General features: G+C 60.2%; 13 protein-coding genes. 6 read left to right on the top strand and 7 right to left on the bottom strand.

Translation table 11 applies throughout. From position 1 onward, the window contains the following. Window positions 1-74: 74 nt before the first annotated feature. Window positions 75-458: a biofilm formation regulator BssR gene (gene bssR, locus N6P30_RS05595; protein WP_021240947.1), complete on the bottom strand. Its 384-nt coding sequence runs from the start codon at window positions 456-458 to the stop codon at window positions 75-77. A gap of 216 nt (window positions 459-674) precedes the next feature. Between bssR and rimO the strand changes: the two genes are divergently transcribed. After that, the gene (gene rimO / locus N6P30_RS05600) at window positions 675-2,000 is read left to right on the top strand and encodes a 30S ribosomal protein S12 methylthiotransferase RimO (RefSeq protein WP_008501203.1); all 1,326 of its coding nucleotides are present in this window, start codon (window positions 675-677) and stop codon (window positions 1,998-2,000) included. 63 nt (window positions 2,001-2,063) lie between these two features. On the opposite strand, the gene gsiD is transcribed toward rimO, so the two are convergent. Genes gsiD through iaaA form a run of 5 tightly spaced genes read right to left on the bottom strand, consistent with a single transcriptional unit; the run spans window position 2,064 to window position 8,286 of the window. After that, window positions 2,064-2,975, bottom strand: a complete 912-nt coding sequence (gene gsiD / locus N6P30_RS05605) for a glutathione ABC transporter permease GsiD (RefSeq protein WP_023292926.1) — start codon at window positions 2,973-2,975, stop codon at window positions 2,064-2,066. Between the two features lies 1 nt (window position 2,976). Then, window positions 2,977-3,897, bottom strand: coding sequence for a glutathione ABC transporter permease GsiC (gene gsiC / locus N6P30_RS05610; protein ID WP_023292927.1), 921 nt, complete (start codon window positions 3,895-3,897; stop codon window positions 2,977-2,979). 5 nt (window positions 3,898-3,902) lie between these two features. Then, the gene (gsiB, locus tag N6P30_RS05615) at window positions 3,903-5,441 is read right to left on the bottom strand and encodes a glutathione ABC transporter substrate-binding protein GsiB (RefSeq protein WP_023292928.1); all 1,539 of its coding nucleotides are present in this window, start codon (window positions 5,439-5,441) and stop codon (window positions 3,903-3,905) included. Between the two features lie 23 nt (window positions 5,442-5,464). After that, entirely contained in the window at window positions 5,465-7,336 is a 1,872-nt protein-coding gene (gsiA, locus tag N6P30_RS05620) for a glutathione ABC transporter ATP-binding protein GsiA (RefSeq protein ID WP_023292929.1), read from the bottom strand. Window positions 7,337-7,347: 11 nt separating this feature from the next. Next, entirely contained in the window at window positions 7,348-8,286 is a 939-nt protein-coding gene (gene iaaA / locus N6P30_RS05625) for a beta-aspartyl-peptidase (RefSeq protein WP_032622895.1), read from the bottom strand. Between the two features lie 187 nt (window positions 8,287-8,473). Here iaaA and moeA point away from each other — a divergent pair, with 187 nt between their 5' ends. After that, the gene (moeA, locus tag N6P30_RS05630) at window positions 8,474-9,706 is read left to right on the top strand and encodes a molybdopterin molybdotransferase MoeA (protein WP_008501197.1); all 1,233 of its coding nucleotides are present in this window, start codon (window positions 8,474-8,476) and stop codon (window positions 9,704-9,706) included. A gap of 1 nt (window position 9,707) precedes the next feature. Beyond that, entirely contained in the window at window positions 9,708-10,460 is a 753-nt protein-coding gene (moeB, locus tag N6P30_RS05635; protein ID WP_008501196.1) for a molybdopterin-synthase adenylyltransferase MoeB, read from the top strand. Window positions 10,461-10,545: 85 nt separating this feature from the next. On the opposite strand, the gene fsa is transcribed toward moeB, so the two are convergent. Next, window positions 10,546-11,208, bottom strand: a complete 663-nt coding sequence (gene fsa / locus N6P30_RS05640; protein ID WP_008501195.1) for a fructose-6-phosphate aldolase — start codon at window positions 11,206-11,208, stop codon at window positions 10,546-10,548. A 129-nt stretch (window positions 11,209-11,337) separates the two neighbouring features. Between fsa and N6P30_RS05645 the strand changes: the two genes are divergently transcribed. The 3 genes from N6P30_RS05645 to N6P30_RS05655 all read left to right on the top strand — a co-directional run bounded on the left by N6P30_RS05645 (window position 11,338) and on the right by N6P30_RS05655 (window position 15,656). Beyond that, a complete protein-coding gene (locus N6P30_RS05645) occupies window positions 11,338-12,237 on the top strand; it encodes a glycyl-radical enzyme activating protein (protein WP_023292930.1) in 900 nt (299 codons plus the stop codon). 4 nt (window positions 12,238-12,241) lie between these two features. Continuing rightward, on the top strand, window positions 12,242-14,674 hold the full coding sequence (locus tag N6P30_RS05650) for a formate C-acetyltransferase/glycerol dehydratase family glycyl radical enzyme (RefSeq protein ID WP_023292931.1): 2,433 nt from the start codon (window positions 12,242-12,244) through the stop codon (window positions 14,672-14,674). A gap of 166 nt (window positions 14,675-14,840) precedes the next feature. Continuing rightward, a complete protein-coding gene (locus tag N6P30_RS05655; protein ID WP_008501192.1) occupies window positions 14,841-15,656 on the top strand; it encodes a Cof-type HAD-IIB family hydrolase in 816 nt (271 codons plus the stop codon). Window positions 15,657-15,783: the final 127 nt, after the last annotated feature.

The following is a 15,783-nucleotide window of genomic DNA, read 5'->3' on the forward strand; positions in this document are numbered from 1 at the left end:
ATTAGCCACTGCGTCCGGGCGCGTTACCACTTTTACAAAAGCTTAAGCAGAAGGGGGAGTTGCCTCCCCCGGGATCAGTGCTGTTCAAGCTGTTTGTGCTCGTTCAGGCACATGATGCATAGAGAGAGCGTTGTCAGGCAGTTTTCAAGCTTCTCCGCGTTTACGGCGATAAAATTCGGGCAGTCGTGGCGTCCGTTCATCAGACACACCCCTGCAATGGAGAGCACCTCGGCGGCGCGGCGCAGCGCGACTTCTTCACTTTCGCCGTAGTTCGCCTGCAGGGCCGGTGCTTTTTCACGCATGAAATTGCAAAGTTCAAACAGGTTATCACGCAGATGTTCGCTTTCGCTGACTGACATATACCCTTTTGCCTTCCTCAACTGCAGGTACGCGGCCAGGTCGATTCGGGCGTTGATCAGCTTGTTCAGCAGATCGCGTTTTAGTCTGTCAACGGTCATGCTCTTTCCTCCTCTGTCAGCCATTGTGCATAGTCAGGATAAGTACATTTTTTGTACAGTTTAATGCCTGGGATCAATTTTTATTAACTGATTAACATTATTTACAATGTTACAACCTCTGCCCGGCGCATCCGCCTTGCAAAGAGTGTATAAATCCCCCGCGATACGCTGTAAAATCCCGCCCTGATAACTCCATAATTGATGAATTTTTAACCTATGAGCAATGTTACGCACCAGCCGAAAATCGGCTTCGTCTCCCTGGGCTGCCCGAAAAACCTGGTGGATTCAGAACGCATCCTGACCGAACTGCGCACCGAGGGCTATGACGTGGTGCCAAGCTACGACAACGCCGATATGGTGATCGTTAACACCTGCGGGTTTATCGACAGCGCGGTCCAGGAGTCACTGGAAGCCATCGGTGAAGCGCTGACCGAAAACGGCAAAGTGATCGTGACCGGCTGTCTGGGCGCGAAAGAAGACCAGATCCGCGAAGTGCACCCGAAGGTGCTGGAGATTACCGGCCCGCACAGCTACGAGCAGGTGCTGCAACATGTTCATCACTACGTGCCAAAACCCAAGCACAACCCGTTCCTGAGCCTGGTGCCGGAACAGGGCGTGAAGCTGACGCCGCGCCACTACGCGTACCTGAAAATTTCCGAAGGCTGCAACCACCGCTGCACCTTCTGCATCATCCCGTCCATGCGTGGCGATCTGGTGAGCCGTCCAATCGGCGAAGTGCTGGCGGAAGCCAAACGTCTGGCCGATGCTGGCGTGAAGGAGCTGCTGGTCATCTCCCAGGATACCTCTGCCTATGGCGTGGACGTGAAGCACCGCTCCGGCTTCCACAACGGCGAGCCGGTGAAAACCAGCATGGTCGGCCTGTGCGAGCAGCTGTCCAAACTCGGTATCTGGACGCGTCTGCACTACGTTTACCCGTACCCGCACGTTGACGACGTGATCCCACTGATGGCGGAAGGCAAAATTCTGCCGTACCTGGACATCCCGCTGCAGCATGCCAGCCCGCGTATCCTGAAGCTGATGAAACGTCCTGGCTCCGTTGACCGTCAGCTGGCGCGCATCAAGCAGTGGCGTGAGATCTGCCCGGATCTGACCCTGCGCTCCACCTTTATCGTTGGCTTCCCGGGTGAAACCGAAGAAGATTTCCAGATGCTGCTCGACTTCCTGAAAGAAGCGCGTCTGGACCGCGTCGGCTGCTTCAAGTACAGCCCGGTAGAAGGCGCAACCGCCAACGAGCTGGCGGACCAGGTGCCGGAAGAGGTGAAAGAGGAGCGCTGGAACCGCTTCATGCAGCTTCAGCAGCAGATTTCTGCCGAGCGTCTGCAGGAAAAAGTGGGCCGCGAGATCATGGTTATCATCGACGAGGTGGACGAAGAAGGCGCGATTGGCCGCAGCATGGCGGACGCCCCTGAAATCGACGGTGCGGTGTACCTGAATGGCGAAACCAACGTTAAGCCGGGTGATATTATTCGCGTGAAGGTTGAAAACGCGGATGAGTATGACCTGTGGGGTAGCCGGGTTTAATCTCCCCACTCCGCTTTTGTAGGCCGGGTAAGGCGTAGCCGCCACCCGGCACATTTCACTGCACTACCCCTTTATCCTCGGATCGAGCGCGTCGCGCAGCCCATCCCCCAGCAGGTTAAACGCCAGCACGGTCAGGAAAATCGCCAGACTCGGGAAGATCGCCACGTGCGGCGCAATCACCATATCGGCCCTCGCCTCGTTCAGCATCGCGCCCCACTCCGGCGTCGGAGGCTGTGCCCCCAGCCCCAGAAACGACAGGCTGGCCGCCGAGATAATCGACACGCCGATACGCATGGTGAAGTAGACCACGATGGACGACACCGTCCCCGGCAGAATATGGCTGAAGAGAATGGTGGCGTCGCTGGCCCCCATACTGCGGGCCGACTCGATAAAGGTCTGCTGTTTCAGCACCAGCGTGTTGCCGCGCACCAGGCGGGCAAAGGCCGGAATCGAAAACACCGCGACCGCAATGATGACGTTGGCCATGCCGCTGCCCATGATCGCCACCACGGCAATCGCCAGCAGAATGCCGGGGAAGGCAAACAGCACGTCGCAGATGCGCATGATGATGCGGTCCCACCAGCCTTCGTAATAGCCGGCGACCAGCCCCAGCACGATCCCAATGGTCGCGCCGATCAGCACCGCAAACACCCCGGCGGCGAGCGAAATCTGCGCCCCCACCAGCACCCGGCTAAAGATATCCCGCCCGAGAGAGTCCACGCCGAACCAGTGGAGCATTGAGGGCCCGTCGTTCAGGCGGTCGTAGTCAAAATAGTTTTCCGCATCAAACGGCGCCACCCACGGCGCCACGATCGCCACCACAATCAGCAGCAGCACGAACAGCCCCGCGGTCATCGCGACCGGCTGGCGGCGGAAACGCCGCCAGAATTCAGACCACGGGGTGCGGATGTGGTCCGGTTTTAGCCCCGGCATGGCGTTTAATACGGCCTGACGCCGCCAGTTCAACAATCGCATCTTACTTATACCTGATGGACGGGTTAATGGCGGCGTAGAGCACGTCCACCACGAGGTTGATAAGAATAAACTCCAGCGAGAAAAGCAGGACTTCCGCCTGAATCACCGGATAGTCGCGCATCTCGACGGAATCGACCAGCAGACGTCCCAGCCCGGGCCAGTTGAAGACCTTTTCCACCACGATAGAGCCGCCCAGCAGGAAGCCAAACTGCAGCCCCATCATCGTCACGACCGGGATCATCGCATTGCGGAACCCGTGCTTGAGAATGACCCACTTCTCGCTGACCCCTTTCGCCCGCGCGGTGCGAATATAATCTTCGCTCAGCACGTCAACGAACGAGGCGCGGGTAAAGCGGGCCATCACCGCCGACACGGCAGCCCCCAGCGTCATCGAGGGCAGAATGTAATGCTTCCAGGTATCGGCCCCGACGGTGGGCAGCCAGCCCAGCTCAACGGAGAAGATCTGCATCAGCAGCATCCCCAGCGCGAACGCCGGGAAGGAGATGCCGGTCACCGCCAGCGCCATGCCGAGCTTGTCCGGCCAGCGGTTGCGCCAGACGGCCGCCACAATCCCGGCGCCAAGTCCGAACACCACCGCCCAGCTCATGCTGGCTATCGTTAACCAGAACGTGGGCATAAAGCGGCTGGCGATCTCCTCCGACACCGGACGACGCGACACCATCGAGATACCAAAGTCACCCTGCAGAACGTTGCCAATATAGTGCAGAAACTGCATATACAGCGGCTGGTCAAGACCAAGCTGTTTACGCACCAGCTCAATGACCGTGGCATCCGCTTCGGGCCCGGCAACCAGACGCGCCGGATCGCCCGGCAGCATATGGACAAACAAAAACACCAGCACCGCCACAATCAGCAGCGTCGGGATAAGCCCCAGCAGGCGTTTACAAACATAGTTCAGCATGGGCGTTATTTTAAATCCGCATCGTCAAAGCTAAAGCCCGTATCCGGCATGATATAGAACCCGGTCAACGCTTTGTTATGGGCTGACACCAGTTTCTCCACCACCAGCGGCACCCACGGCGACTCTTTCCAGATGATGTCCTGCGCATCCTTGTAGAGACGTGCCTTCTCCTCCGGTTTGGTGGTTTTCAGCGCGTCGGCCAGGTCTTTGTCCACCTGCGGGTTGCTGTAGAACGCGGTATTGAACAGGGTTGGCGGCCAGTTCTGCGAGGCAAACAGCGGCGACAGCGCCCAGTCGGCTTCACCGGTCGAGGCCGACCAGCCGGTGTAGAACATCCTCACCCCGCTCTCTTTCTGCCCTTTCCCCTCGACCTCTGCCGCACGCTGTCCGGCATCCATGGCGGTAACCTGCGCCTTAATCCCCACCTGCGCCAGCTGCTGCTGGGTAAACTGCAGCACCTTCTGGGCGGTACTGTGGTTATGCGACGACCACAGCGTGGTGCTAAAGCCGTTCGGATAGCCCGCCTCCTTCAGCAGCTCGCGCGCTTTGGCCGGATCGTACGGCCACGGCTGATAGCTTTGCGCATACGCGATAGCCGGCGGCAGCACGCCGGTGGCCGGGGTGGCATAGCCCGCAAAAGCGACCTTCACCAGCGCCTGGCGGTTAATGGCATAGTTAATGGCTTCGCGCACCTTCGGATTATCGAACGGCTTTTGCGTGACGTTCATGCTGATGTAGCGCTGCATGATCGACGGGCTGGCGACCAGCTCCAGCTTGCTGTTTTTCTCCAGAATGGCGGCCTGCTCGTACGGGACCGGGAAGGCAAACTGCGCCTCGCCGGTTTGCAGCATCGCCGCACGGGTGTTGTTATCCACTACCGGACGCCAGGTGATGGTGTCCAGCTTCGGCAGCCCTTTCTGCCAGTATCCCGCGTATTTCTTCACCTTCACAAAATCGGTCTGATTCCAGGTGACCAGCTCGTACGGACCGGTACCCACCGGGTGGAAGCCGATCTCCTTGCCGTATTTCTTCAGCGCGGCAGGGGAAATCATCGCCGTCGCCGGATGCGCCAGAATATTGATAAACGCGGAGAACGGCTCTTTCAGGGTGATTTTTACCGTCGCCGGGTCGACCACCTCGGTTTTGGCGATGTTTTTATAGAGGTTGTAACGCTTGAGGCTGTTCTCAGGATTGCTGGCGCGATCGAGGTTTACCTTCACCGCGTCGGCATTAAAGTCGGTGCCGTCCTGGAACTTCACCCCGGTTTTGAGCTTAATGGTGTACACCAGCCCGTCATCCGAAACGGTGTACCCCTCCGCCAGCACGTTTTTAAGCTTCATCTCTTTATCCAGGCCAAACAGGCCCTGGTAGAACGATTTCGCCACCGCCTGGGAGAGCGTGTCGTTAGCGTCATACGGATCCAACGTGGTGAAGTTAGAGCCGACGGCGACCACCACATCTTTGGCAGCGAACGCGGGGGCAGCGGCCAGGGCTGCCGTCACGCTCGCGGCTAACAACCATCTACGCGCTACAAATGTAACCATTATGTTCTCCTGCCTGTTGAAAGTTATAACCGCGAAAAGGCATTGTCCTGACGCGGGGGAGCCACGAAATGACCCGGACCGACCTCACGCAGCGTCACGCGCTCCACGGCCTCGCCGCGTTTACGAATGTTGCTCGGCATCTCATCCTGCAGCAGCACGCGCTGGCCGTGACGATGCGCCGGATCGGCGACCGGGACCGCCGCGATGAGCTTGCGGGTGTACGGGTGCTGCGGGTTCTCAAATACCGCCCTTCGCGGCCCGATTTCCACGATTTGCCCCATAAACATCACCGCCACGCGATGGCTGATGCGCTCAACCACCGCCATGTCGTGCGAGATAAACAGGAAAGCGATCCCCATATCCCGCTGTAAATCCAGCAGCAGATTGATGATTTGCGCCCGAATAGAGACATCCAGCGCCGAGACGGATTCATCCGCAATCACCACTTTTGGGTTCAGCGCCAGCGCGCGGGCGATGCAGATACGCTGCCGCTGCCCGCCGGAAAACTCGTGCGGATAACGCCAGGCGTGTTCAGGCTTCAGGCCAACGCGCTCCAGCAGCCAGGCCACGCGACGCTGCGCCGCCTCGCCGTCAAGCAGGTCATGCACCCGCAGCGGCTCCATGATCGAATACCCCACCGTATGTCGCGGATCGAGAGAGGCATACGGATCCTGAAAAATAAACTGAATATCCCGCCGCACCGCCTGCAGCCTGCTGTCCGGAAGGGTATCAATGCGCTCGCCGTTAAAGGTAATGCTGCCCTCCTGCGCATCCACCAGACGGAGCAACGCGCGCCCGGTCGTCGATTTACCGCAGCCGGACTCCCCTACCAGCGCCAGCGTTTCGCCCGGCCAGAGGTCGAAGCTGACGTTTTCCACCGCGTGCACTTCGCGCTTTACGCGGTTCAGTACGCCGCTGCGCAGCGGAAAACGCGTGACCAGATTGCGCACTTCCAGAATGGGCTTGCCCGGCACCACGGTGTCCTGCTCGCGTTCCTCCTCCTGCGGCTCAGACGCCTCCAGGGAAATCAACGGAAAACGACGCGGCAGATCGCTGCCGTTCATCGCCCCCAGGCGCGGAACCGCCGCCAGCAGCGCTTTGGTGTAAGGATGCGCGGGCGCGTGAAAAATCTGCTCGACCGGGCCGGTTTCCACCGCGCTGCCCTTGTGCATCACCAGCACCCGATCGGCGATATCGGCGACCACGCCCATATCGTGGGTGATGAAAATCACCCCCATCTCCATCTCCTGCTGCAACACCTTGATGAGCTGCAGGATCTGCGCCTGAATCGTCACGTCCAGCGCCGTCGTCGGTTCATCGGCGATCAGTACCGCCGGACGGCAGGAGAGCGCCATGGCAATCATCACCCGCTGTCGCATGCCGCCGGAAAGCTGATGCGGATAGCGGCTCAGGATGGCCTGCGCCTCCGGAATGCGCACCAGCTCCAGCATCCGTCGGGCCTCTTTCAGCGCCTCATCGCCGCTCAGACCCTGATGCAGCCGGATGGACTCGGCAATTTGCTCCCCGATCGGGAAAACCGGGTTGAGCGAGGTCATTGGCTCCTGGAAGATCATCGCGATATCCGCCCCGCGCACGCCCTGCATCTGCGCGCCGCTCAGCTCGTTTAAATCAATGACCTGACGGTTACGGCGGCGCAGCAGCATTTTCTCGCTGCTGATTTGCCCGCCCGTCTGTTCCAGCAGGCGCATCAGCGCCAGCGCGGTGACCGATTTCCCGGAGCCGGATTCGCCAACAATCGCCAGCGTCTCGCCGCGCCTGAGCGTGAACGATAAATTCTGTACTGCGGGGATGAACTGCCGCTCTTCCTGAAACGCAATATTCAGCTGATGGACAGCCAGCACTTCGCGGTTGTCCAGCTCTTCACTGTGCGGCACGCGCTGCCCCCTTATTCACGATAGATCCCCGTGCTCGGCTCATCACCGGCATAGCCCCAGGCGCGGTACATGCCTTCGCTGTTGAACGGCAGGGCCACGTTGCCCTCGCGATCCACCGCAATCAGCCCGCCGACGCCGCCCAGGGCAGGTAATTTCTCCATCACTACGCGCTCGCAGGCTTCGCTGAGGCTTAAGCCGCCGTAATCCATCAGCGCGGTAATGTCGTAGGCCGCGAGGGCGCGAATAAAGACTTCCCCGGTGCCGGTACACGACACCGCCGCCGTCGCGTTATTGGCATAGCAGCCGGCGCCCGGCAGCGGGCTGTCGCCCACGCGTCCGGGGAGCTTGTTGGTCATCCCGCCCGTGGAGGTTGCCGCCGCGAGGTTGCCCGCTTTGTCGAGCGCCACCGCGCCGACCGTGCCCATTTTGCTGCGCTCATCCAGCGGCGCAGTATGGTCAAGCTGCGTCATACCCGCCGAACGGGCGTCCAGCAGCTGCTGATAGCGCGCCTCTGTGGAAAACAGATCGGGCGATACCGGCGCCATTCCGTGTTCGAAGGCAAACCTCTCCGCCCCCGCGCCCGTCAGCAGCACGTGCGGGCTCTCTTCCATCACCAGACGCGCGGCCAGCACCGGGTTACGCAGGTGGCTGACGCCTGCCACGGCCCCCGCTTTCAGGGAGATACCGTCCATGACGCAGGCATCCAGCTCGTGGGTTTCATCCCGGGTAAAGACCGAACCTATCCCCGCATTAAATAACGGGCACTCCTCCAGCAGGCGTACCGCCTCGGTGACCACGTCCAGCGCGCTCTCGCCCGCTTCCAGCATTTTCTGGCCCGTTTCGACAATGGCGTACAGCGCGTCGATGTAGCGCTTTTCCTGCTCAGGAGTGAGCTGTGCACGGGTGATTGCCCCGGCCCCGCCATGAATTGCGATTACCGCCTTAACCATTCGCATCACCCGTTAGCCTGTTTTGCGGCTTTTTCTATAAATATCATTATCGTCGACGAAACTTCAGATGATTTTTGAATATAGAAAGACGTAACAGTGATGTAAAGCGTACACCCTCCGGTCATACAGTTAGCCGCACTTTTCTGCCATAATGGACGCTTTCGTTGTTACTCCGCAGGAGCCCACCATGGATTTTACCGCCGGACTGATGCCGCTTGAGACGGCACTCACGCAGATGCTTGACCGAGTTTCCCCGCTGCATGACGTTGAGACGCTGCCCCTCGTGCGCTGTTTTGGCCGTATTGCCGCACGCGATATCGTCTCCCCGCTCAACGTGCCGGGGTTTGATAACTCCGCGATGGACGGTTACGCGGTACGCCTGGCGGATCTCCAGACGGGTAACGCCCTGCCGGTGGCGGGTAAAGCCTTTGCGGGTCAGCCGTTTAGCGGGGAATGGCCTGCGGGCACCTGCGTGCGCATCATGACCGGTGCGCCGGTTCCGGCTGGCTGCGACGCTGTCGTCATGCAGGAAGAGACCGAACAGACCGACGACGGCGTGCGTTTTACCGCCAGCGTCAAAGCGGGCCAGAACATCCGCCGCACGGGCGAAGACATCACCCTCGGCGCGACCGTTTTTGCCGCCGGGCAAAGGCTGACGGTGGCGGAGCTGCCGGTGCTGGCCTCGCTCGGCATCGCGGAAGTTGACGTTATCCGCAAAGTGCGCGTCGCCGTTTTCTCCACCGGCGACGAACTGCAGCTTCCGGGCCAGCCGCTGCAGGACGGCCAGATTTACGACACCAACCGCCTGGCGGTACACCTGATGCTGGAGCAGCTGGGCTGCGAGGTGATTAACCTCGGCATTATTCCAGACGATCCGGAAAAACTGCGCGCGGCGTTTATCGAGGCGGATAAATCCGCCGACGTGGTCATCAGCTCCGGCGGCGTCTCCGTGGGCGAAGCGGATTACACCAAAACCCTGCTTGAAGAGCTGGGCGAAATCGCCTTCTGGAAGCTGGCGATCAAGCCGGGCAAGCCGTTCGCGTTTGGCAAGCTTCCACACAGCTGGTTCTGCGGCCTGCCGGGCAACCCGGTCTCCGCCGCGCTGACCTTCTACCAGCTGGCGATCCCGCTGCTGGCGAAGCTTTCCGGCAACAAGGCCAGCCCGCTGCCGGAACGCGTGCGCGTGCGTGCCGCCACGCGGTTAAAAAAATCACCGGGCCGTCTCGATTTCCAGCGCGGCATTCTGGCGCGCGGCGCGGACGGCGAGCTCGAAGTGAGCACCACCGGACATCAGGGTTCGCACATTTTCAGCTCCTTCAGTCTGGGCAACTGCTTCATCGTGCTGGAGCGCGAGCGCGGCAACGTGGAAGCCGGCGAATGGGTTGAGGTCGAGCGCTTTAACCACCTGTTCGGAGGCTGACATGACGGTGGAGCTGAGCGATCAGGAGATGATGCGCTACAACCGCCAGATTGTGCTGCGCGGGTTTGATTTCGAAGGTCAGGAAGCGCTCAAGGCGGCCAGCGTGCTGGTCGTCGGGCTGGGCGGGCTGGGCTGCGCCGCCGCGCAGTACCTTGCCGCGGCGGGCGTAGGAAGCATGACGCTGCTGGATTTCGATACCGTGTCGGTGTCCAACCTGCAGCGCCAGACGCTGCACAGCGACGCGACGGTGGGCCAGCCGAAAGTGGAATCCGCCAGAGCGGCGCTGGCGCGCATCAACCCCCACGTTCAGTTCACGCTGATTGACGCAATGCTGGATGACGACGCGCTCTCCGCGCAGATTGCCCGGCACGATCTGGTCCTGGACTGCACTGATAACGTCACCGTCCGTAATCAGCTCAACGCGGGCTGTTTTGCTCACAAAACCCCGCTGGTCTCAGGCGCGGCGATCCGCATGGAGGGGCAAATCAGCGTCTTCACGTACGCCGAGGGTGAACCCTGCTACCGCTGCCTGAGCCGTCTGTTTGGCGAGAATGCGCTGACCTGCGTTGAGGCGGGCGTGATGGCGCCGCTCGTCGGCGTGATTGGTTCACTGCAGGCAATGGAAGCGATCAAGGTGCTGACGAATTACGGCACGCCCGCCGCGGGGAAAATCGTGATGTATGACGCGATGACCTGCCAGTTCCGCGAGATGAAGCTGATGCGTAACCCGGGGTGTGAGGTGTGTAGTCAGTAAAAAGTCGGGCGGCGGCGTCGCCTTACCCGACCTACAACGGCTCGAACGTAGGCCGGGTAAGCGTCAGCGCCACCCGGCAGCCGCGTCAGATGGACGTCCGTCCAAACGCCCCCTGCCAGTCCTGCTCAAACTTCACAATCGCTGCGTCTACCGCCGGAGAGGTAATAAACTGCTGCGCCACGTCCAGCGGCAGCGTGATGGACTCGCAGCCTGCCAGCAGGCAGTCCAGCGCCTGACGCGGGGTTTTAAAGCTCGCGGCCAGCACCTTTGACTGCGGCGCGTGCAGCGTCAGCAGCTGTTGCAGCTCAATTACGGTCTGAATCCCGTCCCCGCCCTGCGCGTCCACGCGGTTAACGTAAGGGGCCACATACTCCGCCCCCGCCAACGCGGAGAGCATCCCCTGCGCGGCACCGTAGACCGCCGTGCCCAGGGTAGGGATCCCTTCCGCCTTCAGCATCTTGATCGCCGCAAGCCCTTCTGCGGTCACCGGCACTTTCACCACCAGATCGTTAATGATGGCGCGCAGCTTACGCGCGTCTTCCACCATCCCTTCGGCGGTGGTCGCCATCACCTGTGCGAACAGACGGCCCTTGCCGCCCAGCGCGTCGTGCAGCGCGGGCAGCAGTTCGTCGAGCGGCGTTTTACCGGCCGCAACGATGCTTGGGTTGGTGGTCACGCCCGCCAGCGGGAAGATACGCGCCAGCTTTTTGACTGCCGCAACGTCAGATGTGTCGAGATAAAGTTCCATGATGTCACCCTCAAAATTAGCCTGCACTTACCCTATCACGACAAAACCTGCTCAAGAGTTGACCTGCATCAAGATAACTTTCATTCGAAAGTAATTTAATCTTCATATGCAAGATGAGAGGCGAAAAACATGATCTTCAATATTCAGCGTTACTCTACCCACGACGGCCCCGGAATTCGTACCGTGGTGTTCCTGAAAGGCTGCTCGCTGGGCTGTCGCTGGTGCCAGAACCCGGAAAGCCGCTCCCGCAGCCGGGACGTGCTGTTTGATGCGCGTTTGTGCCTGGACGGCTGCGACCTGTGCCAGCAGGCGGCACCGGGCTGTATCGAACGCGCGCTGAATGGCTTGGTCATCCACCGCGAAAAGCTGAGTGAAGAGACGCTTGATGCCCTCACCGACTGCTGCCCGACGCAGGCGCTGACCGTTTGCGGCGAAGAAAAGCAGGTCGAGGAGATCATGGCGACCGTACTGCGCGATAAACCCTTTTACGACCGCAGCGGCGGCGGGATCACCCTCTCCGGCGGCGAACCGTTTATGAACCCGGAGCTGGCGCACGCGCTGTTTAAAGCCAGCCACGACCAGGGTATCCACACCGCCGTCGAAACCTGCCTTCACGTGCCGTGGCACTATATCGAGCCGTCATTACCGTACGTCGATCTGTTCCTCGCCGACCTGAAGCATGTCGACGGTGACGTTTTCAAGCAGTGGACGGACGGTTCGGCTAAGCGCATCCTGGACAACCTGAAACGCCTGGCCGCCGCCGGGAAAACGATCACCATCCGCGTGCCGCTGATCCAGGGCTTTAACGCGGATGAAGCCTCCATCACCGCCATTACCAACTTCGCTGCCGATGAACTCGGCGTCGACGATATTCATTTTCTGCCGTATCACACGCTGGGCATGAACAAATACACCCTGCTCGGCCAACCCTACTCTGCCCCTGACAAACCGCTGGATAACCCTGCCCTGCTGGACTTCGCGCAGCAGTACGCCTGCCAGAAAGGGTTAACCGCGACCTTACGAGGATAAACCTATGACCACCCTGAATCTCAACACCCTCAGCGAGCGCATTAAGGCGCACAAAACGGCCCTGGTGCATATCGTGAAGCCGCCGGTCTGTACCGAGCGCGCCCAGCATTACACCGAAATGTACCAGCAGCACATGGACAAGCCGATCCCGGTGCGCCGCGCTCTGGCGCTGGCGCATCACCTGGCCAAGCGTACCATCTGGATCAAGCACGACGAGCTGATCATCGGGAACCAGGCCAGCGAAGTGCGCGCCGCGCCGATCTTCCCGGAATACACCGTCTCCTGGATTGAGAAAGAGATTGACGACCTGGCGGACCGTCCGGGCGCGGGCTTTGCGGTGAGTGAAGAGAACAAGCGCGTGCTGCATGAAATCTGCCCGTGGTGGCGCGGCCAGACGGTGCAGGACCGCTGCTACGGCATGTTCACCGACGAGCAGAAAGGCCTGCTGGAAACCGGCATCATCAAAGCCGAAGGTAACATGACCTCCGGCGACGCGCACCTGGCGGTGAACTTCCCTCTGGTGCTGGAGAAAGGTCTTGACGGCCTGCGCGCCAAAGTGGCCGAGCGCCGCTCGCGCATCAACCTGACGGTGCTGGAAGACCTGCACGGCGACCAGTTCCTGAAGGCGATCGATATCGTGCTGGAAGCGGTGAGCCTGCACATCAAACGCTTTGCCGACCTGGCGCGCGAAATGGCCGCGACCGAAACCCGCGTAAGCCGCCGCGACGAGCTGCTGGCAATGGCGGAAAACTGTGACGTAATCGCCCACGAGCCGCCAAAAACCTTCTGGCAGGCGCTGCAGCTGTGCTACTTCATTCAGCTGATCCTGCAGATTGAGTCCAACGGCCACTCCGTCTCCTTCGCGCGTATGGACCAGTATCTCTATCCGTACTACCGCCGCGACGTGGAGCTGAATCAGAGCCTGGACCGCGAGCACGCCATCGAGCTGCTGCACAGCTGCTGGCTGAAACTGCTGGAAGTGAACAAGATCCGCTCCGGCTCGCACTCGAAGGCTTCCGCCGGTAGCCCGCTGTACCAGAACGTCACCATCGGCGGCCAGAAGCTGGTTAACGGTGAGCCGATGGACGCGGTGAACCCGCTCTCGTACGCGATTCTGGAATCCTGCGGTCGCCTGCGCTCCACCCAGCCGAACCTGAGCGTGCGCTATCACGCGGGCATGAGCAACGACTTCCTCGACGCCTGCGTGCAGGTGATCCGCTGCGGCTTCGGGATGCCAGCGTTCAACAACGATGAAATCGTCATTCCGGAATTCATCAAGCTCGGCGTTGAGCGTGACGACGCCTACGACTACGCGGCCATCGGCTGCATCGAAACCGCGGTGGGCGGCAAGTGGGGCTACCGCTGCACCGGCATGAGCTTTATCAACTTCGCCCGCGTGATGCTCGCCGCGCTGGAAGGCGGCCGCGACGCCACCAGCGGCAAGGTGTTCCTGCCGCAGGAAAAAGCCCTCTCCGCCGGTAACTTCGACAACTTCGACGAAGTGATGGCAGCCTGGGATAGCCAGATCCGCTACTACACCCGCAAATCCATCGAGATTGAGTACGTCGTGGACACTATGCTGGAGGAGAACGTCCACGATATTCTCTGCTCGGCGCTGGTGGACGACTGCATCGAGCGCGCGAAAAGCATCAAGCAGGGCGGCGCGAAGTATGACTGGGTGTCCGGCCTGCAGGTGGGCATCGCCAACCTCGGCAACAGCCTGGCGGCGGTGAAGAAGCTGGTGTTCGAACAGGGCACTATCGGTCAGCAGCAGCTGGCGGCGGCGCTGGCCGATGATTTCGATGGCCTGACCCACGAGCAGCTGCGTCAGCGCCTGATCAACGGCGCGCCGAAGTACGGCAACGACGACGACAGCGTGGATATGCTGCTGACCCGCGCCTATCAGACCTATATTGAGGAGCTGAAGCAGTACCATAACCCGCGCTACGGCCGCGGCCCGATTGGCGGTAACTATTACGCGGGCACCTCTTCCATCTCCGCGAACGTGCCGTTTGGCGCGGCGACGATGGCGACACCGGACGGACGTAAGGCGCATACCCCTCTGGCGGAAGGGGCCAGCCCGGCTTCGGGTACGGACCACCTCGGCCCGACGGCGGTAATTGGCTCGGTGGGCAAACTGCCGACGGAAGCGATTCTCGGCGGCGTGCTGCTGAACCAGAAGCTGAACTCGTCGACGCTGGAAAACGACAGCGATCGCCAGAAGCTGATGGTGCTGCTGCGCACCTTCTTCGAGGTGCATAAGGGCTGGCATATTCAGTACAACATCGTCTCGCGCGAAACGCTGCTGGAGGCGAAGAAACACCCGGACCAGTACCGCGACCTGGTAGTGCGCGTCGCGGGTTACTCGGCGTTCTTCACCGCCCTGTCGCCGGATGCGCAGGACGATATTATCGCCCGTACTGAGCATACGCTGTAAGAAAACGCCCGGTGGCGCTGCGCTTACCGGGCCTACAGAGTCTCCCCGTAGGCCGGGTAAGGCGAAGCCGCCACCCGGCTTTCTGACTTTCATTCGAAATTAAATTTGTGCTCCTCGTCACCTTGTTATTAGAATGTTTCAAAACGCAGTGACCCAGGAGCACAGTATGACCGTTAAAGTTATCGTCACCGATATGGACGGAACTTTCCTTGATGATGCCAAGCAGTACGATCGTGACCGCTTCCAGGCACAGTTTGAACAGCTTAAAGCCCGCGACATTGAATTTGTTGTCGCCAGCGGCAACCAGTATTACCAGCTCATCTCCTTCTTTCCGGAGCTTAAAGATCGGATCTCTTTCGTGGCGGAAAACGGCGCGCTGGTGTTCGATCGCGGCGAGCAGATTTTTCACGGCGAGCTGACCCGCCATGAGTCGCAGATCGTGATTGGCGAACTGCTGAAAGACAAAGGGCTGAACTTCGTGGCCTGCGGGCTGGAGAGCGCCTACGTCAGCGATAAAGCGCCGGACGCGTTCGTGGCGCTAATGTCAAAGCACTACCACCGCTTAAAGCGCATCAGCGATTACCGCGACATTGACGACGTGCTGTTTAAGTTCTCCCTGAACCTGCCGGACAGCGACATTCCTAATCTGGTGGATAAACTCCACGTCTCCCTGGACGGCATCATGAAGCCGGTCACCAGCGGCTTTGGCTTTGTCGATTTGATTATCCCCGGCCTGCACAAAGCGAACGGCATCAGCCGTCTGCTGAAGCGCTGGAAAATTTCTCCGCAAGAGTGCGTGGCGATTGGCGACAGCGGAAACGATGCCGAGATGCTGAAGCTGGTGAAATATTCCTTTGCGATGGGCAACGCGGCAGAGAGCATCAAAGAAATCAGCCGCTACAGCACCGATGACAACAACCATCACGGCGCGCTGAACGTCATTCAGGCCGTGCTCGACAACCATTCCCCGTTCGACGCCTGATCCTCTTCTCGCCGGAGCCCTGCTCCGGCACCCTCACTCATTTTCCCGTCCTGTGGCGCAGGTCAAGTTTTTAAACTTGCATTAACTTATTTTTAACTTAAAGTATCACTTGTAGACACTTTTACTT

This window comes from Enterobacter sp. PL1 (genome assembly GCF_945957325.1).
Lineage (GTDB): Bacteria > Pseudomonadota > Gammaproteobacteria > Enterobacterales > Enterobacteriaceae > Enterobacter > Enterobacter roggenkampii.

Coding starts and splice junctions, on each gene's coding strand:
- moeB (WP_008501196.1), top strand. CDS start 9,708: ATGACGGTGGAGCTGAGCGATCAGGAGATGATGCGCTACAACCGCCAG.
- moeA (WP_008501197.1), top strand. CDS start 8,474: ATGGATTTTACCGCCGGACTGATGCCGCTTGAGACGGCACTCACGCAG.
- rimO (WP_008501203.1), top strand. CDS start 675: ATGAGCAATGTTACGCACCAGCCGAAAATCGGCTTCGTCTCCCTGGGC.
- N6P30_RS05655 (WP_008501192.1), top strand. CDS start 14,841: ATGACCGTTAAAGTTATCGTCACCGATATGGACGGAACTTTCCTTGAT.
- gsiB (WP_023292928.1), bottom strand. CDS start 5,441: ATGGTTACATTTGTAGCGCGTAGATGGTTGTTAGCCGCGAGCGTGACG.
- bssR (WP_021240947.1), bottom strand. CDS start 458: ATGACCGTTGACAGACTAAAACGCGATCTGCTGAACAAGCTGATCAAC.
- N6P30_RS05645 (WP_023292930.1), top strand. CDS start 11,338: ATGATCTTCAATATTCAGCGTTACTCTACCCACGACGGCCCCGGAATT.
- gsiD (WP_023292926.1), bottom strand. CDS start 2,975: ATGCGATTGTTGAACTGGCGGCGTCAGGCCGTATTAAACGCCATGCCG.
- N6P30_RS05650 (WP_023292931.1), top strand. CDS start 12,242: ATGACCACCCTGAATCTCAACACCCTCAGCGAGCGCATTAAGGCGCAC.
- gsiC (WP_023292927.1), bottom strand. CDS start 3,897: ATGCTGAACTATGTTTGTAAACGCCTGCTGGGGCTTATCCCGACGCTG.
- iaaA (WP_032622895.1), bottom strand. CDS start 8,286: ATGGTTAAGGCGGTAATCGCAATTCATGGCGGGGCCGGGGCAATCACC.
- fsa (WP_008501195.1), bottom strand. CDS start 11,208: ATGGAACTTTATCTCGACACATCTGACGTTGCGGCAGTCAAAAAGCTG.